Source organism: Vogesella lacus (genome assembly GCF_979366295.1).
Map to the genome: position 1 here is coordinate 90,908 of NZ_CEETQT010000011.1, position 21,919 is coordinate 112,826.

The 21,919-nt window shown below is 61.0% G+C and carries 23 protein-coding genes and 3 tRNA genes; 14 read left to right on the forward strand and 12 right to left on the reverse strand.

Annotated features, from left to right (window positions below):
* Positions 1-12: 12 nt before the first annotated feature.
* From mlaE to dapC, 4 genes are all read right to left on the reverse strand, one after another.
* Positions 13-798, reverse strand: coding sequence for a lipid asymmetry maintenance ABC transporter permease subunit MlaE (mlaE, locus tag ACZ9W6_RS14805; protein WP_465191939.1), 786 nt, complete (start codon positions 796-798; stop codon positions 13-15).
* The gene (locus ACZ9W6_RS14810; protein ID WP_465191940.1) at positions 798-1,607 is read right to left on the reverse strand and encodes an ABC transporter ATP-binding protein; all 810 of its coding nucleotides are present in this window, start codon (positions 1,605-1,607) and stop codon (positions 798-800) included. Before ACZ9W6_RS14810 ends, mlaE begins: the two co-directional genes overlap by 1 nt.
* 171 nt (positions 1,608-1,778) lie before the next feature.
* Positions 1,779-2,600: a 2,3,4,5-tetrahydropyridine-2,6-dicarboxylate N-succinyltransferase gene (dapD, locus tag ACZ9W6_RS14815; protein WP_465191941.1), complete on the reverse strand. Its 822-nt coding sequence runs from the start codon at positions 2,598-2,600 to the stop codon at positions 1,779-1,781.
* Positions 2,601-2,668: 68 nt separating this feature from the next.
* Entirely contained in the window at positions 2,669-3,850 is a 1,182-nt protein-coding gene (gene dapC, locus ACZ9W6_RS14820; protein ID WP_465191942.1) for a succinyldiaminopimelate transaminase, read from the reverse strand.
* Between the two features lie 47 nt (positions 3,851-3,897).
* On the opposite strand from dapC, the gene ACZ9W6_RS14825 reads away from it, so the two are divergent.
* From ACZ9W6_RS14825 to ACZ9W6_RS14855, 7 genes are all read left to right on the forward strand, one after another.
* On the forward strand, positions 3,898-4,794 hold the full coding sequence (locus ACZ9W6_RS14825; RefSeq protein WP_465191943.1) for a DMT family transporter: 897 nt from the start codon (positions 3,898-3,900) through the stop codon (positions 4,792-4,794).
* 125 nt (positions 4,795-4,919) lie between these two features.
* Entirely contained in the window at positions 4,920-5,228 is a 309-nt protein-coding gene (locus ACZ9W6_RS14830) for an ArsR/SmtB family transcription factor (RefSeq protein WP_465191944.1), read from the forward strand.
* Between the two features lie 15 nt (positions 5,229-5,243).
* Positions 5,244-5,780: an ArsI/CadI family heavy metal resistance metalloenzyme gene (locus ACZ9W6_RS14835; RefSeq protein ID WP_465191945.1), complete on the forward strand. Its 537-nt coding sequence runs from the start codon at positions 5,244-5,246 to the stop codon at positions 5,778-5,780.
* Positions 5,773-6,267: an arsenate reductase ArsC gene (locus ACZ9W6_RS14840; protein ID WP_465191946.1), complete on the forward strand. Its 495-nt coding sequence runs from the start codon at positions 5,773-5,775 to the stop codon at positions 6,265-6,267. Before ACZ9W6_RS14835 ends, ACZ9W6_RS14840 begins: the two co-directional genes overlap by 8 nt.
* Positions 6,264-6,926, forward strand: a complete 663-nt coding sequence (locus ACZ9W6_RS14845; protein ID WP_465191947.1) for an aquaporin — start codon at positions 6,264-6,266, stop codon at positions 6,924-6,926. The genes ACZ9W6_RS14840 and ACZ9W6_RS14845 overlap by 4 nt, the downstream gene beginning before the upstream one ends.
* 182 nt (positions 6,927-7,108) lie before the next feature.
* Positions 7,109-7,975, forward strand: a complete 867-nt coding sequence (locus ACZ9W6_RS14850; protein WP_465191948.1) for an AraC family transcriptional regulator — start codon at positions 7,109-7,111, stop codon at positions 7,973-7,975.
* 78 nt (positions 7,976-8,053) lie between these two features.
* The gene (locus ACZ9W6_RS14855; protein WP_465191949.1) at positions 8,054-8,524 is read left to right on the forward strand and encodes a hypothetical protein; all 471 of its coding nucleotides are present in this window, start codon (positions 8,054-8,056) and stop codon (positions 8,522-8,524) included.
* Positions 8,525-8,652: 128 nt separating this feature from the next.
* Here the strand turns inward: ACZ9W6_RS14855 and ACZ9W6_RS14860 are convergent, their stop codons facing one another.
* The 6 genes from ACZ9W6_RS14860 to ACZ9W6_RS14885 form a co-directional block, all read right to left on the reverse strand.
* Positions 8,653-9,219, reverse strand: a complete 567-nt coding sequence (locus ACZ9W6_RS14860) for a LutC/YkgG family protein (protein WP_465191950.1) — start codon at positions 9,217-9,219, stop codon at positions 8,653-8,655.
* A complete protein-coding gene (locus tag ACZ9W6_RS14865) occupies positions 9,216-9,674 on the reverse strand; it encodes a GNAT family N-acetyltransferase (RefSeq protein WP_465191951.1) in 459 nt (152 codons plus the stop codon). Before ACZ9W6_RS14865 ends, ACZ9W6_RS14860 begins: the two co-directional genes overlap by 4 nt.
* Positions 9,671-11,050: a lactate utilization protein B gene (locus ACZ9W6_RS14870; RefSeq protein ID WP_465191952.1), complete on the reverse strand. Its 1,380-nt coding sequence runs from the start codon at positions 11,048-11,050 to the stop codon at positions 9,671-9,673. The genes ACZ9W6_RS14865 and ACZ9W6_RS14870 overlap by 4 nt, the downstream gene beginning before the upstream one ends.
* Positions 11,047-11,802, reverse strand: coding sequence for a (Fe-S)-binding protein (locus tag ACZ9W6_RS14875; protein WP_465191953.1), 756 nt, complete (start codon positions 11,800-11,802; stop codon positions 11,047-11,049). The genes ACZ9W6_RS14870 and ACZ9W6_RS14875 overlap by 4 nt, the downstream gene beginning before the upstream one ends.
* A gap of 90 nt (positions 11,803-11,892) precedes the next feature.
* On the reverse strand, positions 11,893-12,798 hold the full coding sequence (locus ACZ9W6_RS14880; protein WP_465191954.1) for a cation diffusion facilitator family transporter: 906 nt from the start codon (positions 12,796-12,798) through the stop codon (positions 11,893-11,895).
* 102 nt (positions 12,799-12,900) lie between these two features.
* The gene (locus ACZ9W6_RS14885; RefSeq protein WP_465191955.1) at positions 12,901-13,464 is read right to left on the reverse strand and encodes a hypothetical protein; all 564 of its coding nucleotides are present in this window, start codon (positions 13,462-13,464) and stop codon (positions 12,901-12,903) included.
* 84 nt (positions 13,465-13,548) lie between these two features.
* Here ACZ9W6_RS14885 and ACZ9W6_RS14890 point away from each other — a divergent pair, with 84 nt between their 5' ends.
* The 5 genes from ACZ9W6_RS14890 to ACZ9W6_RS14910 all read left to right on the forward strand — a co-directional run bounded on the left by ACZ9W6_RS14890 (position 13,549) and on the right by ACZ9W6_RS14910 (position 16,322).
* On the forward strand, positions 13,549-14,535 hold the full coding sequence (locus ACZ9W6_RS14890; RefSeq protein ID WP_465191956.1) for a serine/threonine protein kinase: 987 nt from the start codon (positions 13,549-13,551) through the stop codon (positions 14,533-14,535).
* 242 nt (positions 14,536-14,777) lie between these two features.
* Complete coding sequence (locus ACZ9W6_RS14895; RefSeq protein ID WP_465191957.1) at positions 14,778-16,007, forward strand: aspartate kinase; 1,230 nt, start codon at positions 14,778-14,780, stop codon at positions 16,005-16,007.
* A 58-nt stretch (positions 16,008-16,065) separates the two neighbouring features.
* A tRNA-Ser gene (locus tag ACZ9W6_RS14900) sits at positions 16,066-16,159 on the forward strand.
* Between the two features lie 6 nt (positions 16,160-16,165).
* A tRNA-Arg gene (locus ACZ9W6_RS14905) sits at positions 16,166-16,242 on the forward strand.
* Between the two features lie 5 nt (positions 16,243-16,247).
* Positions 16,248-16,322 (forward strand) — tRNA-Glu (locus ACZ9W6_RS14910).
* A gap of 104 nt (positions 16,323-16,426) precedes the next feature.
* Here ACZ9W6_RS14910 and ACZ9W6_RS14915 read toward each other — a convergent pair.
* Positions 16,427-17,662 (reverse strand): DUF1615 domain-containing protein, encoded by a 1,236-nt coding sequence (locus tag ACZ9W6_RS14915; protein ID WP_465191958.1) that lies wholly within the window; start codon positions 17,660-17,662, stop codon positions 16,427-16,429.
* Positions 17,663-17,719: 57 nt separating this feature from the next.
* Positions 17,720-18,448, reverse strand: a complete 729-nt coding sequence (locus tag ACZ9W6_RS14920; protein ID WP_465191959.1) for a substrate-binding periplasmic protein — start codon at positions 18,446-18,448, stop codon at positions 17,720-17,722.
* Positions 18,449-18,672: 224 nt separating this feature from the next.
* On the opposite strand from ACZ9W6_RS14920, the gene ACZ9W6_RS14925 reads away from it, so the two are divergent.
* Together ACZ9W6_RS14925 and ACZ9W6_RS14930 are read left to right on the forward strand one after the other, a co-directional pair.
* The gene (locus ACZ9W6_RS14925) at positions 18,673-20,952 is read left to right on the forward strand and encodes a YgiQ family radical SAM protein (protein WP_465191960.1); all 2,280 of its coding nucleotides are present in this window, start codon (positions 18,673-18,675) and stop codon (positions 20,950-20,952) included.
* A 158-nt stretch (positions 20,953-21,110) separates the two neighbouring features.
* Positions 21,111-21,890, forward strand: coding sequence for a transporter substrate-binding domain-containing protein (locus ACZ9W6_RS14930; RefSeq protein ID WP_465191961.1), 780 nt, complete (start codon positions 21,111-21,113; stop codon positions 21,888-21,890).
* Positions 21,891-21,919 lie beyond the last annotated feature (29 nt).

Consider the following 21,919-nt stretch of genomic DNA (forward strand, 5'->3'; position numbering starts at 1 on the left):
TTCAGAGCATTCCTAGAACATGAAGGCGGTCAGGACGAAGTCCAGCGCCAGGATAACCAGGGCCGATGTCACCACGGTACGTGTTGTGGCTGACGATACGCCAGCAGCCGTCGGGGTGGCATCAAAACCTTCAAAAACTGCGATCAGCGTCACAGCCAGACCAAAAAACACGCTCTTGATCAGGCCGTTGACCACGTCGTAATGCAGATCGACGTTGTTCTGCATCTGCGACCAGAACGTACCGGCATCGAGGCCTATCATCACCACGCCAACCAGATAGCCGCCGAAAATCCCCATCACATTGAACAGCGCGGCCAGCACCGGCATCGAAATCACGCCGGCCCAGAAGCGTGGTGCGACTACGCGGGCAATCGGGTTGACTGCCATCACGCTCATCGCCTCGAGCTGCTCGGTAGCCTTCATCAGGCCGATTTCGGCGGTCATCGCGCTGCCCGAACGGCTGGCAAACAAGAGTGCGGCCAACACCGGGCCGAGTTCGCGTAGCAGCGACAGCGCCACCAGCGCGCCCAGGGCATCGGCCGAGCCGAAGCGTGACAGCGTGTTATAGCCCTGCAGCCCCAGCACCATGCCGACAAACAGGCCGGAGACGATGATGATGATCAGCGACAGCACGCCGGCGAAATACACCTCGCGTATCACCAGATGAAAGCGCAGCAGGCTCTGGCCGGACTGCATGAAAATCGCCAGCAAAAAGCGGCTCATCATGCCGAGTTTCCACACGGCGTTGATGGTGCTGTGGCCGAGGCGGCGCAGCGGATTCAGAAACCAGTCCAGCATCAGCGCTCCTTCAGGCGAAAGCTTTGCGCCAGGCTTTGCGTGGCGGGATAGGCAAAGTGCACGGGGCCGTCGGCCTCGCCATGCACGAACTGGTGCAACCACGGCGAGTCGGAGGTACGTACTTCATCGGGCGTACCGCTGGCGGCTACGCGGCCATTGGCGATGAAGTAGACGTAATCGACGATCTCCAGCGATTTGTGCACATCATGGGTAACCATGACGGCGCTGGTGCCGAGGGCATCGGTGAATTTCTTGATCAGGAGGGCAATGGTTGCCAGCGAGATCGGGTCCAGCCCGGTGAAAGGCTCGTCGTACAGCATGATTTGCGGATCCAGCGCGATGGCGCGTGCCAGTGCGATACGGCGTGCCATGCCGCCGGACAGCTCGGCCGGCATCAGCGCCTCGGTGCCGCGCAGGCCGACGGCGTGCAGCTTCATCAGCACCAGATCATTGATCATGCTTTCTGGCAGGGCGGTGTGTTCGCGAATCGGAAAGGCGACATTGTCGAATACCGACAAGTCGGTAAACAGCGCGCCAAACTGGAACAGCATGCCCATGCGGCGACGATGCTGATAAAGCTCGCGCTGGCTCATGCGGCCAACGTCCTGGCCGTCTACCAGTACCTGGCCTTGCTGGGCCTGTACCTGGCCCGAGATCAGGCGCAGCAGCGTGGTCTTGCCGCTGCCGCTGCCGCCCATGATGGCGACCAGCTGGCCGCGCGGGATGCGCAGCGAAATGTCCTGCAGGATGGGGCGGTCGCCGTAGGCGAAGCTCACATTGCGAAATTCGATAAAACTGTCGGTTTCCACGATGGGGTGTGTGTCCTTGCGGCAGAATACAGAAGGGGATCGGCAGCCGATCCCCTTTGTTGTTTTATGCCCGCTATTCTAGCGTTCTATGCTGCATGGCGCAAAAAGCCATGGCATTGGTCTGCAACAGCGTGGCATTTCTATGTAAGTGTTTTGCCTGAAGGCAAAAACTTACACGCCGCGCAGCAGTTCGTTGATGCTGGTCTTGCTGCGGGTCTGGGCGTCAACCTTCTTCACGATCACCGCGCAGTACAGGCTGTGGCTGCCGTCTTTGGATGGCAGGTTGCCCGATACGACAACCGAGCCTGGCGGGATGCGACCGTAAGTGATTTCGCCGGTTTCGCGGTCGTAAATCTTGGTGGACTGGCCGATGTAGACGCCCATGGAGATCACCGAGCCTTCGCCGACGATCACGCCTTCTACCACTTCGGAGCGTGCGCCGATGAAGCAGTTGTCTTCGATGATGGTCGGGTTAGCCTGCAGCGGCTCCAGTACGCCACCGATGCCGACGCCGCCTGACAGGTGCACGTTTTTGCCGATCTGTGCGCAAGAGCCGACAGTCGCCCAGGTATCGACCATGGTGCCTTCATCGACATAGGCACCGATGTTGACATAGGACGGCATCAGCACGGTGTTTTTGGCAATGTAGGCACCCTTGCGTGCCACGGCGCCCGGTACCGCGCGGAAACCGGCGGCCTGGAAGCGCGCCTGATCCCAGTCGGCAAACTTGGTGTCGACCTTGTCGAAGTAGCGGCTCACGCCGTCGTCCTGCACTTCGTTGTCGCGAATGCGGAAGGACAGCAGCACGGCTTTCTTCGCCCACTGGTTCACTACCCAGTCGCCGTCAATCTTCTCGGCAACGCGCAGGGTGCCGGCGTCCAGTTCGGCGATCACTTGCTCGACCGCGCTTTTGACTTCGGCAGTCACGGTGGCCGGGGTGATGTTGGCACGGTCTTCGAAAGCTTGTTCGATCAGGTTCTGCAACGGGTGCATGGTATTTCCTTTGTATTTTCGGGGTAGTACGTTGCGGCCAACCATGAGCTTGGCCGCAGATTCTGCGATCAGGCCAGCATGGCCTCGATACGGCCGGCGGCCTCGACACACTCGGCCAGCGGTGCCACCAGCGCCAGGCGGATACGGCCGGCACCGGGATTGACGCCGTGGGCATCGCGCGCGAGGAAGCTGCCGGGCAAGACGGTAATGTGCTGTTCGGCAAACAGACGACGGGCAAAGGCTACATCATCGCCGCCGGGCACTGCCGCCCACAGGTAGAAGCCGGCATCCGGCATCGATACCTCAAGGATACGGGAAAGACGGCCGGTTACCGCGTCGAATTTGGCGGCATAGGCAGCGCGGTTGGACTCGACATGTTCTTCGTCGTTCCACGCGGCAATGCTGGCCTGCTGGATGGTGACGCTCATCGCGCTGCCGTGATAGGTGCGGTAGAGCAGGAATTTTTCCAGCACTTTGGCGTCGCCCGCCACAAAGCCGGAACGCAGGCCCGGCGCATTGCTGCGCTTGGACAAGCTGGTGAACATCACCAGGCGCTCGAAGCTGCGGCCGAGTTTTTGTGCCGCCTCCAGCCCGCCCAGTGGCGGCGTGCCGAAGTGGATTTCGGAATAACACTCGTCGCTGGCAATGACGAAGCCGTAGCGATCGGACAGTGCAAACAGCTCGCGCCAGTCGTCCAGATTCATCACCGCGCCGGTCGGGTTGCCCGGGCTGCAGACAATCACCACCTGGGTGCGCTGCCACACCGACTCGGGCACGCTGGCCCAGTCCGGCTGGTAACGATTGGCCGCGAGGCAGTTGACATAAAAAGGCTCGCCGCCGGCCAGCAGCGCGGCGCCTTCGTAGATCTGGTAGAAAGGATTGGGCGAAATCAGCACCGGCTTTTCATCGCCTCCGGCACTCATCACTGCCTGCACGAAGGAGAACAGCGCCTCGCGGCTGCCGCATACCGGCAAAATTTCGCGCGCGGCATCCACCGTCACGCCGTAGCGACGCTGCAGCCAGCTGGCGCAGGCGGCGCGCAATTCTGGCGTACCCAGCGTGGCCGGGTAGGCGGCCAGGCCGTCCAGCGAGGCGATCAGCGCGTTTTTTACCACCTCGGGTGTCGGGTGTTTGGGCTCGCCTATCGATAAATTGATATGGCTTAATCCTGCGGGTGGCACGATATCGGCCAGCAAGCCGCGCAGGCGCTGGAAAGGGTAGGGCTGCAACAGATCGAGGTGGGGGTTCAAAGCCGCTTCCTTGCAATGCAACAAAGGGACAATAGTAAGAAAAGCTTATGGAACTTGCCAAGCAAAAGCTGTTGGGTGTGAGCTGTGCGCTGACTACAGCCTGGGTGTGGGGCGTGATGTGGTATCCGTTCCGCTTTCTGCACGAGGCCGGCTTTTCCACGGCGGCAACGTCGCTGGTGGTCTACATCATGGCCGCTTGTATGGGCGTGTGGCTGTTTCGTGATGTTTTCCGCCGCCAGGCGCGCTTCGAGTGGATCTTGCTGCCTCTGGCGCTGCTGTATGGCTGGTGCAATTTTTCCTACACGCTGGCGGTATCCGAAGGCATGGTGATGCGGGTGCTGCTGTTGTTCTATCTGTCGCCCTTGTGGACGGCGCTGTTTTGCTGGCTGCTATTGCACGAAAAGCTCAGCCGCGAGGGCTGGCTGGTGATTGCGCTGTCACTGGCCGGTGCGGCGGTGATGCTGTACCGGCCGGGGCTGTTGGCCGGCGGCATGCTGACAGACCGTGCCGACTGGCTGGCGCTGTCGGGCGGCATGGCGTTTGCACTGGGCAATGTGCTGTCCAAGCGTGCGCATGGCCTGCCTGTGCCGCTGAAATCCGCCACCGTCTGGCTGGGTGTCGCCGGCTGCGGGCTGGTGTCGCTGCTGTGGCGCGGCACGCTGGGCAGCGAGCTGGCGCTGATCGACGGCCAGATGCTGATCATCCTTGCCTGTCTGGGGGCGACCTTGCTCGCCACCAGCATCATCTCCATGCACGGCCTGTCGCTGCTGCCGGCAACGCAGGTGATGACGCTGATGCTGATGGAGCTGGTGTTTGCCGCCATCACCGCCTACCTGTTGGCCGGCGAGGCGATGAAGGCGCAGGAATATCTGGGCGCCTTGCTGATTGCCAGTGCCAGCCTGCTGTCGGGGCGGATGACGCAAAAGCCCAAACCGGCGGCCTGAGCGCCTGCCCTGGAAACCACCAACCGCCTGTGGCTCTGCTGCAGGCGGTTTTGTTTTGCTAAGACGCTTGCTTTTTGACCGCCGCCTGCCGATAATCACTTCCATATTTCAACGATTGTCAAAATATGGAAACGAAACAGGCAGTCACCATGTTGGCCGCATTGGCACAAGAGACGCGGCTGGCGGTATTTCGCCAGCTGGTCGAAGCCGGCCCCGCCGGCCGTGCTGCGGGCGAGCTGGCCGAGGCGCTGGGCTGTGCGCCGGCGACCTTGTCCTTCCATCTGAAAGAACTGAGCCACGCCGGGCTGATTGCCGGGCGTCAGGAGGGCCGCTATGTGATTTATGCGGCCAACTTTGCCAGCATGAACGACCTGCTGGCGTTTATGACCGAGAACTGTTGCCGTGCGTCAACGGCAGACGGTTGCGGTTGCTGAAACGGGAGTCAAACCATGAAACGCATGCATATACACGTCGCGGTCGATGATCTGGCCAAGAGCATCGCTTTTTACAATGTGGTGTTCGGCTGCGAGCCGGCCGTCGTCAAGCCTGACTACGCCAAATGGATGCCGGAAGACCCGCGCATCAACTTTGCCATCAGCCAGCGCGGCACCCAGCCGGGGCTGGATCATCTGGGCCTGCAGTTTGACAGCGATGAAGAACTGGCCGAATTCAAGGCACGCATCGACTGCGCCGCCATGCCTTCGCTGAGCGAGGAAGGCACTGTGTGCTGTTACGCCAAATCCGACAAGCACTGGGTGGAGGATCCGTCCGGCATCGCCTGGGAAGCCTACCGCACCATGGGCAGCGCCGAGACCTACAAGGCACCCGAGGCCGCCACCAGCAGCGACGACAGCAGCTGCTGCGCCCCGGCAGCGGGCAGCACCAGTGCCGCCGCCTGCTGTGCCCCGGCGCCGCAAAAAATCCAGCTGATCGGCCGCAAGAATATCGAGGCCGTGGTTTCCCGCGAAAGGAAAAAGCATGACTGACAAGGTCTACAACGTCCTCATTCTCTGCACCGGCAACTCGGCGCGCAGCATCCTCGGCGAAGCACTGATCAACCAGCTTGGCGCGGGTCGCCTGCGCGGTTTCAGCGCCGGCAGCCAGCCCACAGGTAAGGTCAATCCTTATGCACTGAAAACACTGGAGAAACACGGCATCAATGTCGCCGAATACCGCAGCAAGAGCTGGGACGAGTTCGGCCTGCCTGACGCGCCGCAGATGGATTTTGTGTTTACCGTCTGCGATAGCGCTGCCGGAGAGACCTGCCCGCTGTGGCCGGGCAAGCCGCTGAAGGCGCACTGGGGCCTGCCTGATCCTGCCCACGTTGGCCGCAATGACGAAGAAGCGATGGCCGCGTTCGAAGCGGCTTACCAGATCGTCCATCGCCGCGTGGCAGCGTTTGCGGCGCTGGATCTGGACGCGCTGGATCGCGCCAGCTTGCAGGCGACGTTGCGGGAGATCGGCCAGTTATGAGCGTGCGTGCTTATGTCGCCGAGGGCCTCGGCACCGCCTTGCTGCTGGCGGTGGTGGTCGGCTCCGGCATCATGGGGCAGAGCCTTGCCGCCGGTAACGACGCGGTGGCCTTGCTCGCCAATGCACTGGCCACCGGCGCCGGCCTCGTGGTGCTGATCACGCTGTTCGGCCCGCTGTCCGGCGCGCATTTCAATCCGGCGGTGACGCTGGTGATGGCGGCGCGTGGCGAGTTACCGCGTGCACAAGTGCTGCCGTATTTGCTGTGGCAATGTGCGGGCGGCGTGCTCGGTGTGATGCTCGCGCATGCGATGTTCGATCTGCCGCTGCTGCAGGCTTCGCAACATGTGCGTACAGGTTGGCCGCAATGGATAGCCGAGGCGGTCGCTACTGCGGGCTTGTTGCTGACCATCCTCGGCGGCGTGCGCTACGCGCGAGACAAGGTGCCCATGCTGGTGGCGCTGTATATCGTGGCGGCTTACTGGTTTACCGCCTCCACCTCGTTTGCGAATCCGGCCGTGACGCTGGCGCGCAGCTTTACCAATACCTTCGCCGGCATCGCCCCGGCTGATGTGACGGGCTTTGTGCTGGCGCAACTGGCAGGCGCGGTCGTGGGTGCAGTGCTGGGCGGATGGTTGTTCAGGGAAGATCAGGCCGGCTGAACGGTTTTGCCGGATTGAGTGAAAAAGCTTGGCCGCAACTGCTTCGTGCTTGCGGCCAAGCTTTTTTGCATGAACGTGCCGGATGGCTGAGTTGTGCAGTCCGCAGCAAACGGCAAGGCTTTCAGAACGAATGCATAGTGTTGCGCTAGACTGGCTGCGGCCAACCTTTGCGTGCACCCACCATGTCGCGTCTGTTACTGCCCGCGCCAGCGGATTTGAAGTCACTGATCTGGTATCTGGAAGTCCGGGAAAACCCGGGCGGCGAGGTGATGATGCCTGCCATGCCTTTTAGCACGGTGGGCATTTTCCGGTCAGGGGGCATGCAATACCGTTTTGATGGCGAATGGCAGCCGACGCCACGGGCATTTTTTGTCGGGCCGCTGAGCCGTCAGGCGCATATCCGTGCCTTGCCGGATACCACGCTGATCAGTGCGGTGCTGTGGCCGGGGCGGCAAAGCCGTATCTGTTCGGTCCCTGGCGGATTGCTGGCAGATCAGGTGCTGGATTTGTCGGCATTATTTGGTGCGGAGGTGGCCAGGCTCGCCAGTGATCTGCTGCCGGGCAAGACGGGCCTGCAGTGGTCGCTGGCGTTGGCAAACTGGTTGCGGCGGCAGGCATGGCGGGCAGAAGAGGCGGCTGCATCCGCGCTGTTTTTGCCCGAGCCGATTCTGGCATCAGGCAATGTCGTCGAGTTGGCCGCCAGCGCGGGCTTGGGCGTGCGCCAGTTCGAGCGAAGATTTCTGGCCAGTTACGGCCTGTCGTTTCAGGCATCGCGTCGTCAGCGGCGCTATATGCGCGCCTTGAACCTGCTGTCGGCCCAACAAGACTGGCGCGGGCGGCTGGCCGAGCTGGCGCTGGATAGCGGCTATTACGACCAGTCGCAGATGACGCGCGATTTTGCCGGTTTGCTGGGCCTCAGTCCGGGGCAGTTACTGTCACAGCGGGATCGTCAGGAAGGCTTTTGGCGACTTTTACAGGCAGACGCTGCTATCCCGGAGCAGATCGGCCATAGCGCCAGCGAATTCGGCATCCACGCGCCGGTGGTCTAGCGCCATGTCGTGTTTGTACAAGCGGCCGGCACTGTGCGGCGGCTAGCATGCGCCATTCCGTCGATTAAGGAGTCGCGAATGTTGCCCAATCTTGCTGCCGAAACATCGGCATTTCATGCCCGCCGTTTCCTCATGCTGGCGGGGGCTTGCAGCTTGCTGGCAGCCGTAACGCATCTGGCCATCATTGCCGGAGGCCCCGACTGGTACCGTTTTTTTGGGGTGCCGGAGCTGGCTGATATGCAGCTGAGCGGCTCGTGGCGGCCTGCGCTCCTGACCAGCGCTATCGCGCTGATACTGGCAATCTGGGCGGCGTATGCCCTGTGCGAGGCGCGCGGCAAGGCGTGTCTGCCGTGGCAGCGGCCGGTCTTGTACCTGATTGCTGCGGTTTATCTCTTGCGCGGCTTGGCGCCCTTGCCGGTGCTGACCTTGCTGGATCTGCAACAACAGTCCACGGCCTTTATGTGGTGGAGCTCGTCGATTTGTGCCGCGATCGGGATTATTCATGCGCTGGGCCTGTGGTTTGGCCGTCGTCAGAAGAGGCTGGCATGAAGGGGTATACAAGCGGCAGGGCGGAGTCGGGCGGGGGCATGTAGCCGGCTGTATGCGGCCAAGCTTGCTGCTTGCTGCGGCAGCCAGCCTCAGCCTGCCGAGACACGCTGAGGCAAGCTTGTGTTATCTCAGACAAACACCACCAGCGCGGCCATCGCGCCGTGTGCGCCCATCACCAGACTTTGCTCGATGTCGGCGGTGCGCGAGCTGCCGGCGATGAAGCCGCCAAAGCCGTGTTCGCGGATGGCGATGCGGCTGTAGGCATCACGCATGGTGTCGACGATGGCCTCACGCGGCACCACCAGCACCAGCTTTTGCGTGAGGAAGTAAATCGAGCGGAATTCGTTATCCGGGTGGCTCACCCACACCGCCGCGCTCTCGGCCACCGCCAGCTCGCCCGGGCAGATGGCGATATCGACATCGTTCCACGCGTGCGGGTTGGCCGCCTGTTCCGGCTGGCTGACTGTCAGGTCGACCACGCGGCCTGGTTGCGGCCAACGTTGCGCCACGATGTCCTGCACGGTTTCGCCGTCCTGCAATTGCACGGCATCGCCACCGAGATTGCGGATCAGACTCTGGAAGGCGGCAAAGCGGTCGTCAAAGCGGATGAACTCGACCGCGTGGATATCGGGCAGCGCCGGGCCTTGCGGACGGTTCTGGCGCAGGCGGGCGAGAATCTGCTCGCGGCTGTTCATGGCAATGTCTCCTGTGGTGCGGTCCATTGATAGTAGATGTCCCATTCTTCTTCTGCGGTCCGGACAAAACCGTGGCGCTGGTAGAACAGGTTGGCCGCACTGTCGCGCAGCGCGCCCAGCCGTATCGGCAACTGCAACTGGCGAGCCTGTGCCTGCAGCTGCTGCAGGATGCGGCCGCCGATTCCTTGTCCGCTATGTTCGGGCAGCAGATAGAGATGATCGAGAGACAGATGGTCGGCGGCGGGGCGAATCGCATACCAGCCGATGGCCTTGTCGTCTTGCAAAATCCAGTGGCTGTGTTCGGCGGCAAAGTTTGCGGCCAACCTTTGCCTGGCACGCGCTTCGTCATAGCGGCCGAGCGCCTCTAGGCTGGGGCGCATGGCGGCAAGGCGCAGCGCCAGCAAGGCCTCGAAGTCGGCTGCGCTGACTGGCCGGGTAGCTGGTTGCCGGCTCATGGCTTGTCCTTGCGAGCCTGCCACATTTCCTTGAAGCTCTGCGCCGGCATCTCGGGCAGCTCGCGCCCCGGCCGGCTCCAGGCGCTGTGGCGTGTCAGGCTGTCCGGCACGATGGGCACCACCTTGCGCATCACCTTGCCGCCGGCGTCCATCAGTGAAGGATGCTGGGTGAGGAAGCGCATCGCCAGCAGGCCGATTTTCTTGGCCGGTTTCAGCGTGCCGGCATCAAAGGCGCGCTTGCGTTGGAGCACCAGCTGTTCGTGCAGATTGATCTTCACCGGGCAGACATTGCTGCACGAGCCGCAAGTGGTGCAGGCAAAGGCCATGCTGCCGTGCTTCTTGATGTCGCGGCTGGGGCCCAGCGTCGAGCCGATCGGCCCCGGAATGATGTAGCTGTAGCTGTGGCCGGTGCTGCGGCGATACACCGGACAGGTGTTCATGCAGGCGCCGCATCGGATGCAGCGCAGGCTGCCGTAAAAGTCTTCATTGCCCAGAATATTGCTGCGGCCGTTGTCGACAATCACGATGTGCATCTGGCCATCAGGGCGTGCGCGGTGAAAGTGCGAGGTGTAGGTGGTAATCGGCGAACCGATGGCCGAGCGTGCCAGCAGGCGGGTAAATACGCCAAGGTGCTCGAGCTTCGGAATCACCTTTTCCAGCCCCATGCTGGCGATGTGAATCGGCGGCAGCGCGGTGCCCAGATCGGCGTTGCCTTCGTTGGTACACACCACCACGCCGCCGGTTTCGGCAATCGCAAAATTCACGCCGGTCAGGCCGGCATCGGCGGACAGGAAGTGTTCGCGCAAATCGGCACGGGCGGCGTGGGTCAGGTAGGTCGGGTCATTATTGCCGGCCTCGGTGCCCATTTTTTCGTGGAACAGTGTCGAGATCTGTTCCTTCTTCAGGTGAATAGCCGGCATCACGATATGACTCGGCGGCTCTTCGCGCAGCTGCACGATACGCTCGCCGAGGTCGGTGTCGATGACGGCGATGCCGCGCTGCTCGAGATACGGGTTCAGCCCGCATTCCTCGGTCAGCATGGATTTGGATTTCACCAGCTTTTTGACGTTGGCCGCAGCGAGGATGCCGTGCACGATGCGGTTGTGTTCATCGGCATCGGCCGCCCAATGCACGGTCACGCCGTTCTGTTCGGCATTGCGCTGGAATTGCTCTAGGTATTCGTCCAGCCGCGATAGCGTGTGTGCCTTGATGTCGCGTGCCAGTCCGCGCAGCTGTTCCCACTCGGGCAGCTGCTTTGCCTGTACATCACGTTTCTGCCTTACCCACCAGATGGCCGAGTCGTGCCAGCGCGCCTGTTCGCGGTCTTGCAGGAAGTCGGCCGCGGCCTGGGCGTGGTTGATATTGTCGTTCTTCATACGCCGCCTCCGCGTCCGGTCAGGATCTCGACGATGTGCAGCGGGCGGATAGTCCGGCACTTGTGGCGGATGATGCCACCCATATGCATCAGACAGGACGGGTCGGCGCCGACGATGAATTCGGCACCGGTGGCCTCGTGTTGTGCGACGCGGTCTTCGCCCATCGCCACCGACACTTCCGGCTCGTCGACGCTGAAGGTGCCGCCAAAGCCGCAACATTCGTCGCGTCGCTCGGGCAGGCGCACCTCGACACCATCCACCAGCTTGAGGATGCTTTCCAGCCGCGAGTGGTAGGGCATCATCAGCTCGGATGGCGCGGCGTGGTGCAGCTCGCGCAGGCCGTGGCAGCTCTGGTGTATCGACACCGGATGCGGGAAGTACACCGGCTTGGGCAGCTTGTCGACTTTCAGCACGTCCTGCAGGAATTCGACGATCTCGTAGACCTTGGGCTGCAGGCGTTTGTAGTCGGCGTTGTCGGCCAGATACCAGTCGTAATGATGCTTGACGTGCGAGGTACAGCTGCCGGACGGCGACACGATGTAGTCGTAATCCTTGAAGATGCCGGTGAAGCGTTCGGCCGCCGCACAGGCACCGGCGCTGTCGCCGTTATTGCTCAAGGGTTGGCCGCAACAGGATTGGGCGAGCGGGTAGTCAACCTCGAGCCCGTAGCCCTCAAGCAGCTCGGCCGTGGCCATCGCGACATGCGGGTAGAGTTCGTTGACGAAACAGGGGATGAACAGGGCAACTTTCATGGCGCGGTGGGCTTCTCCATAGCCATGCCCGGCACAAGATGCGGGCCACACTGCATTAAAGCGTTGCCCGTCAGGACTGCCAATGCGGAATTACCCTTGGCGTTCGGGCTGCAAGACTCTTGGCTCGACCGGGTCGATATGGGTCATCACGTCCAGCACCGGATGATTTTGCACCACGCGATCGCGCGCGGCGGCTGCGATGTCGTGGCCCTCGCGCACGGTCAGCGCGCCGTCGATTTCCAGATGCACATCAACCTGCACATGATCGCCAAGGCGGCGGGTGCGTAGATCGTGAATGCCGTGCACGCCGGGGGTGGCCAGCAGCTCGTCGCGAATGGCATTGACGGTGTCGTCGTCGGCGGCGCGGTCCATCAGGTCATGCAGCGCATCCCAGGCGAACTGCCAGCCGGTGCGGCCAACCATGAAGCCGACGAGGGCGGCCGCCAGCGGGTCCAGCCAGGTGTAGCCCAGCAGATTGCCGCCAATCCCGACGGCAACCACCAGCGAAGAAGCAGCATCGGCACGCGCATGCCAGGCGTTGGCCACCAGCATGCTGGAGCGGGCGCGGGTGGCGATGGCCAGCATGTAACGGAACAGGCCTTCCTTGCTGATCAGGGTAAACAGCGCGATATACAGCGCCAATGCATGCACGGGCTGGGCGCTGTCGTGATGGATCAGCTTGTTGCCCGCGCCCAGCAGCATGCTGCAACCTGCGGCCAGCAATAGTGCGCCGAGAGCCAGCGAGGCGGCATTTTCGTAGCGGTAATGGCCGTATTGATGATCATGATCGGCGGCCTTGCGGCTGTGCTTGCGCGCCAGCAGCGCCACAAAGTCGGCCAGGAGGTCAGACAGCGAATGCAGCGCGTCAGCCACCAGCGCCTGCGAACCGGCCCACAGGCCGGCAAACAGCTGCAATACCGTCAGCACCACATTGACGACGACGCTGACCCACAGACTGCGCTGGGCGGCTTGCTGGACGGGGCTGTGCTGATTCATGGGCGGTTCTCGACAAGGTTGGCCGCATAGCCTGCCACGGCTGGCTTAAGCATCGCTTAGCACGGGCAGCGGCAGGGGCTGAGGGCAGGCATTAAACCCAGCTTAGCTGTCGTGTTCGTGGTTGTCGTCTTCTTCGTCCAGCGGCGGTAGATTGTCCAGCAGGCCGGCAATCAGGCTCTGGCGCAGCCATGCGGGGCTGCTCTGCATATCCCAGCCGGCCTTGTCGGCACACAGCTGGATGCTGCGCAGAAAACGGTGAAAACCGGCGCGGCTCTGGCGCAGCGTTAGCGTGATGTCTTCGCTGACCAGGCTGAGCTTGGCGTAATTGTCACCGACGGTGACATCAAGGCCGGTGCACAGGCGGATGCCGTCATCGTTGGCCGCCGCCGGCGGTGTTTCGCTGAATTGCATCGGCGGCGTGTCGTCCTGCTGTTCTTGCAGGTCTTCGCCATTCATGGCCATGCGATGTTCGAAAGCGACGCGGTCGGCCTGGCTGCCGGCACCCGGAATGCCTTCGCCCGGCACCTTGCTGGCAAACAGCTCGGCAATCTCGTGCAGGATGGAGCGGGTCAGCCGCCGCGTCAGCCACAGTTTGTGATCCCCCGGCTGGATAACGACCAGCAGGCGGTCTTCGGCCTGGAAGTATGTAAAGGATGTCGTGCTCATGACGCGATGTTACCTGCCGGATAGCCGCTGCGGCAAAGAATGTCGCCAGCGCCACCGCGCACAGATCGGGCGCATAATGCAGGGATGAATACCGAACTGCCTTTTGCCGGCCTGACGCCGGAGTTGATGCTGGATGCTGTCGAGGCGCTGGGCTTGCGCCCGGATGGCCGCTTGCTGGCGCTCAACAGCTATGAAAACCGTGTCTATCAGCTGGGCATGGACGACGGCCCGCCCCTGATTGCCAAGTTCTACCGGCCAGGGCGCTGGACTGAGGAGCAGATCCGCGAGGAGCACGATTTTGCGCATGAGTTGGCCGCCGAAGAGGTGCCGGTGGTCGCGCCGCTGCTCCTGGCCGGCCAAAGCTTGCAGCACTGGCAGGGTTACCGCTTTGCGCTGTTTGCGCGTGCCGGCGGCCGCGCCCCCGAGCTGGAAGACCCCGACACGCTGTTCCGCATCGGCAGCTTTATCGCGCGCATGCACCTTGTCGGTCAGCGCCGCGCTTATACCTTGCGGCCAACCCTGGGGCTGGCACAGACGCAAACTGCACTGGCGCAAACACTGGCCAGCGCGCAGCTGCCGCCATCACTGCAGCACGATTATCGGGTCGCGGCGCAAGGCGTGCTGGAGCTTGCTGGCCTCGCGCTGGCGGCGGGTAGCCCGCCGCAGCTATTGCGCAGTCATGGCGATTGTCACGCCGGCAATATCCTGTGGACGGATAACGGCGCCCATTTTGTCGATCTTGACGACAGCCTGATGGCGCCGGTGGTGCAGGACTTGTGGCTGCTGTTGTCCGGGACGCGCGAGCAGCAGGCGCTGCAACTGTCGGAGCTGTTGGCCGGTTATGAAGAGTTCCGCGAGTTTGATTATCGCGAGCTGCGGCTGATCGAGGCGCTGCGCGGTCTGCGCCAGATCAATTACAGCGCGTGGTTGGCCGCACGTTGTCACGACCCGGCGTTTGCCCGGGCCTTTGCCTGGTTCGGCAGCGAAAACTACTGGCTGGAGGAAATCCGCAATCTGCGCGAGCAGGCAATGCGCATGCAGCCCGGCGCAGAAGAGGGGCTATTGCCCTGAGTCTTGGCCTGCAGCTGAATAAGCTGTTTTGGCAAACAAGTGTTTGAATCGACCGGCGAAGCCGATGAATACAGTTTCTTATCTGTTTTTGACTGAAACTGTATTCATCGGCTTCGCCGTTTTTTTATGCATTTTTCACGTAAAAAAGCCGGAAAAACCCTGACAAGTGCCTTGCCATATGACACGTTCTCGGGCCAGAATCATCGCTCGACATCCAAACCCTATCTTGAAGAAAAACGAATATGGCACTGATCGTACAAAAATACGGCGGCACCTCGATGGGCACTGCGGAGCGCATCAAGAATGTGGCGCGCCGTGTCGCCAGATGGAAAGCCCAGGGACATGATGTGGTGGTTGTCGTCTCCGCCATGAGTGGCGAAACCAACCGCCTGATCGCCTTGGCGCGCGATATCCAGGATGATCCGGACCCGCGCGAACTCGACGTGGTGATTTCCACCGGCGAACAAGTCACCATCGGCCTGCTGTCGATGGCGCTGAACGAAATCGGCGTGAAGGCCAAGAGCTATTGCGGTTGGCAGGTCAAGGTGCAGACTGATGACACTCACACCAAGGCCCGTATCCAGTCTATTGATGATGCGCCGATGCGTGCCGATCTCGCGGCTGGCCGCGTTGTCGTTGTCGCCGGTTTCCAGGGTATTGATGAAGCCGGCAATATCACCACGCTGGGTCGTGGTGGTTCCGATACTTCTGCCGTGGCGCTGGCCGCCGCACTGAAGGCCGATGAATGCCAGATCTACACCGACGTTGACGGCGTGTATACCACCGACCCGCGCGTGGTGCCGGAAGCCCGCCGCCTGAAGACCATCACTTTCGAAGAGATGATCGAGATGGCCAGCTTGGGTTCCAAGGTGCTGCAGATCCGCTCGGTCGAGTTCGCCGGCAAATACAAGGTACGCCTGCGCGTGCTCTCCAGCTTTGAAGACGAGGGCGAAGGCACACTGATTACTTTTGAGGAAGACGAGAATATGGAAAAGGCCCTGGTAGCAGGTATCGCGTTTGACCGTAACGAGGCGCGCATCAATGTGAAGGGCGTACCGGACAAGCCGGGCATCGCCTACCAGATCCTGGGCCCGATCTCGGATGCCAATATCGAAGTCGACATGATCATCCAGAACGTCGGCGAGAACGGCACCACCGACTTCTCCTTTACCGTACCGCGCGGCGAATACCAGAAGACCCTGAATGTGCTGCGTGATGTGCAATCGCATATCGGCGCGGCCAAGATCGACTCTGATGACAAAGTCGCCAAAGTTTCGATCGTCGGCGTTGGCATGCGCTCGCACTGCGGTATCGCTTCCACCATGTTCCGTACACTGGCAGAAGAGGGCATCAATATCCAGATGATCTCGACTTCCGAAATCAAGGTATCGGTCCTGCTGGACGAGAAGTATCTGGAGCTGGCCGTGCGTGTTCTGCACAAGGCTTTTGGTCTGGATCAGGCTGCCGAATAAATTTGTAAAAAGCTGTTGACACAGAACGATTCGTTGTCTATTATGGCGTTCTGTTGACGGAGAAATGGCCGAGAGGTCGAAGGCACTTCCCTGCTAAGGAAGCATACGGGCTTAAACCTGTATCGAGGGTTCGAATCCCTCTTTCTCCGCCACACCGCGCACCCGTAGCTCAGTTGGATAGAGTATTTGGCTACGAACCAAAGGGTCGGGCGTTCGAATCGCTCCGGGTGCGCCACCCAAGTCCCTATAGTTTAGCGGTTAGAACACTGCCCTTTCACGGCGGCGGCCGGGGTTCGATTCCCCGTGGGGACGCCAGATTCAAGCAAAAAAGCTACCTTCGGGTAGCTTTTTTGTTTTGTACATTCAGCAAGAATGAAGAAAAAGCCCGTGCTATCACGGGCTTTTTCTTTTTCTGGCAATCAGCGCCGTTTCAGGCAGTTCTCATAACGCCATTCGACACGTTTGGCGAACCATTCGGTGGTCAGCTTGCGGGTGATTTTAGGGCTTTGCAGACGAATCTGCGGGAAGGCCTCGCGGGCAACCGGGCGACCGGCTTTCTGGTCGGCCAGGTTCATTACCTTCTGATACAAGGCGCTCTGGTAAAAACCGGAGGCTTTTTCCAGTTTCAGATCGCGCAGGATGGCTGCTTCGCTCATGCTCAAGCGTGCGGCCAATTTGTATAAAGCACGCTCGGTCTGGCTGACTTCTCCGGACGGTGCGCCATCACGGTAGCGCAGCAAATCACCATCTTCCGACAGCTTGTCACCGCCAAGCAGCATGACAGCTTGCTGGAAGGCCGCATTGCGGCTGGCGTAACGGCCGGCGTTGAAGTCGGCAAAGCGCGAGGACATGCGCTGATACTGGGCCGGGTAGTGCAGCAGATTGGCGGTACCAAAATAGATGCCACCGCGGCGGCTGAACACTTCATCGCGCAGGCTGCCGCTATAGCGATAAGGGTATGGCCAGGCTTTCACATGAGCCTGGGCGAACTCGACGCTGACCTGCATGGTGCCGGCGGTGCGGATGGGGTTTTTCATACCGACAGGCAGGCGCAGCTTTTGTGCCTCGGCCATCATGTCTTCAAACAACTCGTTCATCTGCCGTTCGGTTCGCAGACTGTCGATGCGGCTCTTGTAGCTGTCTCCGGTGGGCGAAGGTTTGAGCAGGGCGGTCTTGACCAGAGGCAGCGGCACCGGGGCGGCTTTTTCCTCGATCTTGCCCCAGACTATGCGTGGCAGGCCGGGGACCACGGGGTCGGCCTGGAAGGTCGATTCCTGTTCGATGACGGCGATGACGGCGCAAAAATGTTCGGCAGTCGGCGGAATCTGCAGTGCTTGTACCGCATTGACGATGTCGTCACGCCAGCCGCTGCGCGGCTTCACATAATCAGGCAGCAGCTTGTCCAGCAAGGCGCTGGGGTTGGCCGCAGGCTTGGGCGTGACCGGCTGGGGCGGCAGGATCACGATTGGTGGCGGTGTTTCCGGCTTGATTGGCGGGATGACGACCGGCGTGCTGGCAACCGGCGCGCTGGCGAGCCCGCCTTGTTGTTGCTGCAGAGGGAATGGGGTTTCCTGCAGGATGGGGGCTGGGGCTTGCTGGGTGGCACAAGCTGCCAGCAGGGAGCTGATGCCGATGGCGCTGATCAGTGACTTCATGGTTGGCCGCAATCTGGAAACGATGGCGGATTCTAGCCTAGCCAGCCTCGTGCGACACTATTGATAGCGCTGCAGAATCTGCTGATAGATCCCCTTGTCTTGTATCTGCCGCAGTCCCTGATTGAATGCCTTGCTCAGCACTTTGTCGCGAAAGGCGATGCGATAGGGCAGGCGGATAAACAGCTCGTGCATCTGCACCGGCAACACCTGCTCCTGGAATTCATCACGCACCCGTTTATCCATGAACTGGAAAATGCGCCGGTCGGCAATCACCACATCGGCTACGCCACGATACAGCAGACGGTTCTGCTCCAGCTGATTGGCTGTTTCCTGATACAAGGGGTTCTTGTGTGCCAGCCGTGCCAGTTCACTGCCCAGATACACCGTGGCCAGCGGAAAGGCCACGATGCGCCAGTTGCCAAGATCGCTGATTTTCTCCAGCTTGATTTGCCGTTTTTTCAGGGTAAACGCAACATCTTCATAGTGGATGTAGACATCGGAATAGTGTGCCTGCAGGCCGCTATCAGGCGTAATGGTGGCAATGCCGTCTACATTGGGATTGTTGAGTGCTCTGGGCAGGCGGCTTTGCGACAGGAAAACAGGCCGCAGGCTGTGACCGCTTTGCTCGAGCGCGGCGCGAACCAGATCCACCTCGATACCGCTGGCGTCTTCGGGCATCACATAGGGCTCGAGCGACTCGCCAAATGCGATAAGGACTTCCCGCGCGACTGCCGAAGCGGGCAACAGGCAGGCGACAAGCAGCAGGGTTGAGAGCAAGGATCGCATCAGGTGATTCCGGGGTGGGCAGGTGCTTCATTATAGTGAGTCGGCTTGCATATCATGCATGCTGAATACAGTATGTGCGGCAGATTGCCGCTCTGTCAGTTATCCCCATCATTGCGGCAGGGTTATTGTGTCGCTATGTCAATGAAAGAAAAGCATTTTTCGCGTGAAAGCCGCGTGGCTTTCTGGCACAATGCGCGGTCTTTCCGTATTGCCGATCCGCCACAATGACGCTTCCTGCCGCACCCCAAGCCATCAACAGTTACCGCAAATACTGGGCCAGCCGTTTTGGCACCGCCCCCTTCCTGCCCATGAGCCGCGCCGAAATGGACGAGCTGGGCTGGGATAGCTGCGACATCATCATCATTTCCGGTGACTGCTATATCGACCATCCGAGTTTCGGCATGGCGCTGGTTGGCCGCTTGCTGGAGGCGCAGGGCTTTCGCGTCGGCATCATCGCCCAGCCGGACTGGAACAGCGCCGATGCCTTCCGCCAGCTAGGTAAGCCGAACCTGTTCTTCGGTGTGACCGCCGGCAATATGGATTCGATGATCAACCGCTACACCGCCGATCGCAAACCGCGTTCCGATGATGCCTACACGCCGCATGGCGAGGCCAACAAGCGGCCGGACCGCGCGGTAACGGTGTATGCACAGCGTTGTCGTGAAGCTTATCCCGGCATTGGCGTGATGATCGGCTCGATCGAGGCGTCCTTGCGTCGTATCGCCCATTTCGATTACTGGAGCGACAAGGTACGCCAGTCGGTGCTGGTGACCTCCAAGGCCGATATCCTGCTGTACGGTAATGCCGAGCGTGCGCTGGTAGAGATCGCCCATCGTGCCGCCAAGGGCGAGAAGTTGTCCGAGATGCGCGACATCCGCGGCACTGCCTTCATGGTGCCGCACGGTTGGAAGCCGGACGACGAATGGCAGGAGATGGATTCCAGCGTGGTCGACACGCCGGGCAAGGTGGACGTGATCCTTAATCCATACCAGGAAATCCCCGAGCAGGCTGCCGAAGCGACTGCGGCCAACGATGCCAGCAAGCCGCAGGTGATCCGCATTGAATCGCGTGAAGAGCGTCTGGCCAAGCGCCGCGCCGAACGCGCCAAGACCGTGCTGCGCATCCCGTCTTACGAGGCGGTGGCGCATGACCCGGTGTTGTACGCGCACGCCAGCCGTACCCTGCATCTGGAGTCCAACCCCGGTAATGCCCGCGCGCTGGTGCAGCTGCACGGCAACCGCGACGTGTGGCTGAATGCGCCGCCGATTCCGCTGACGACCGAAGAAATGGACTTTGTGTTCGGCCTGCCTTACGCCCGCAATCCGCATCCGGAGTATGGCGATGCGCACATTCCGGCGTGGGAGATGATCAAGTACTCGGTCAACATCATGCGCGGCTGTTTTGGCGGCTGTACCTTCTGCTCGATTACCGAGCACGAAGGCCGCATCATCCAGAGCCGCTCGGAAGAGTCGATCCTGAAGGAGATCGAGGAAATCCGCGACAAGACGCCGGGCTTTACCGGCCATATTTCCGACCTCGGCGGCCCGACGGCAAACATGTATCGCCTGTCGTGCAAGGATCCGAAGATCGAGCGTTCCTGTCGCAAGCTGTCCTGTGTCTATCCGGACATCTGCGAGAACCTCGGCACCGACCACGGCCCGCTGATCCAGCTGTATCGCAAGGCGCGCGCGCTGCCGGGCATCAAGAAGATCAACATCCAGTCCGGTCTGCGTTACGACCTGGCAGTGAAATCGCCCGAGTACATCAAGGAGCTGGTGCAGCACCACGTGGGCGGCTATCTGAAGATCGCGCCGGAGCACACCGAAGAAGGCCCGCTGTCCAAGATGATGAAGCCGGGCATGGGTGCTTACGACAAGTTCAAGGAACTGTTCGAGCGCTTCTCCAAGCAGGCCGGCAAAGAGCAATACCTGATTCCGTATTTCATCGCCGCCCACCCGGGCACCAGCGACGAAGACATGGTCAACCTCGCCTTGTGGCTGAAGAAGAACAACTTCCGCCTCGACCAGGTGCAGACCTTCACCCCGACGCCGATGGCGATGGCGACCACCATGTGGCACACCCGCCGCAACCCGCTCAAGCGTCTGTCGCGCAGCTCGGAAAAGGTGGATGTGGTGCGTGACGGTTACCGCCGCAAGCTGCACAAGGCCCTGCTGCGTTACCACCATCCGGACAACTGGCAGATCATCTATGACGCGCTGGTGCAGATGGGTCGCAGTGATCTGATCGGGCACAGCAAGCAGTGCCTGATTCCGCCGACGCCACCGGGCGACAAGGCGGCTGCAGCACGTAACCGCTTTGCCCGTCAGGGCCAGCACGCTGGCCGTAGTCAGCCGGCTTCGACGGCTACTGGCAAGCCGCGCGGCAAACCGGCAGCGCTGGCAGGCAAACCGGCGGCGGCCAAGAGCGGCGCTTCGCGTCCGCCAGCCGGCAAGCCGGGGCAGGGACGCAGTGCACCGGCAGGCAAGGGCGGTCGCACCCGCTGATTGCTTGAGAACAGGCCCCGCCACTGGCGGGGCTTTTTCACTTAGGTAATATGTATAGTGCGAAGATGTACAAGCGAATACTGGAGTGCAATAGTCGACTTTGTTATAGTCCTTTCTGTTTTATGGAATCTTATATTGATATCCAAAAGGAATAATGAATGAAAAAGACCCTGATCGCCCTGAGCCTGTTGACCGTTGCGGCCAACGTTTCTGCCGCTGACCTGCTGCAAACCGTCAAGCAGCGCGGCACCCTGAAGATTGCACTGGAAGGCACCTACCCGCCGTTCAACTTCAAGGACAAAGACCAGAAACTGACCGGCTTCGAGGTCGAGCTGGGCACGGCACTGGCACAAAAGCTCAAGCTGAAGCCGGAATTCACTACCGGCGAATGGAGCGGCCTGCTGGCTGGCCTGCAGGGCGGCAAGTTTGACGTGGTGCTGAACCAGGTGTCGATTACCGACAAGCGCAAGGAAGTGTTCGACTTCTCGCAGCCTTACACCATCTCCAGCGCGCAGCTGATCGTGAAAAAAGACGAGAAGCGCAGCTTCAAGAGCCTGGCTGATCTGGCCGGCAAGAAAATGGGCGTGACCCAGGGCAGCAACTACGCCGAAATGGTGAAGGCGCAGGGTGGCATTGATGCCAAGTTCTACCCGTCTGCCGCCGAGATTTTCCAGGATCTGGCGATGGGCCGGATCGATGCCGCGATCAATGACAGCCTGTTGATTCCGTTTGCGCTGAAAGAAGCCAAGCTGCCGCTGAAAGCCGGTGCGCCGGTTGGTGGTACTACCCAGATGGGCATCCCGTTTGCCAAGGGTAACCCGCAGTTCAAGGCCGCGATCGACAATGCGCTGAACGCCCTGCACAAGGACGGCAGCTTCAAGAAGATTTCGGTGAAGTGGTTCGGTATTGATGTATCGAAAGTGCCGGCTGCGCGATAATTCGCCTATCGGCTGATCACGCCCCTGCC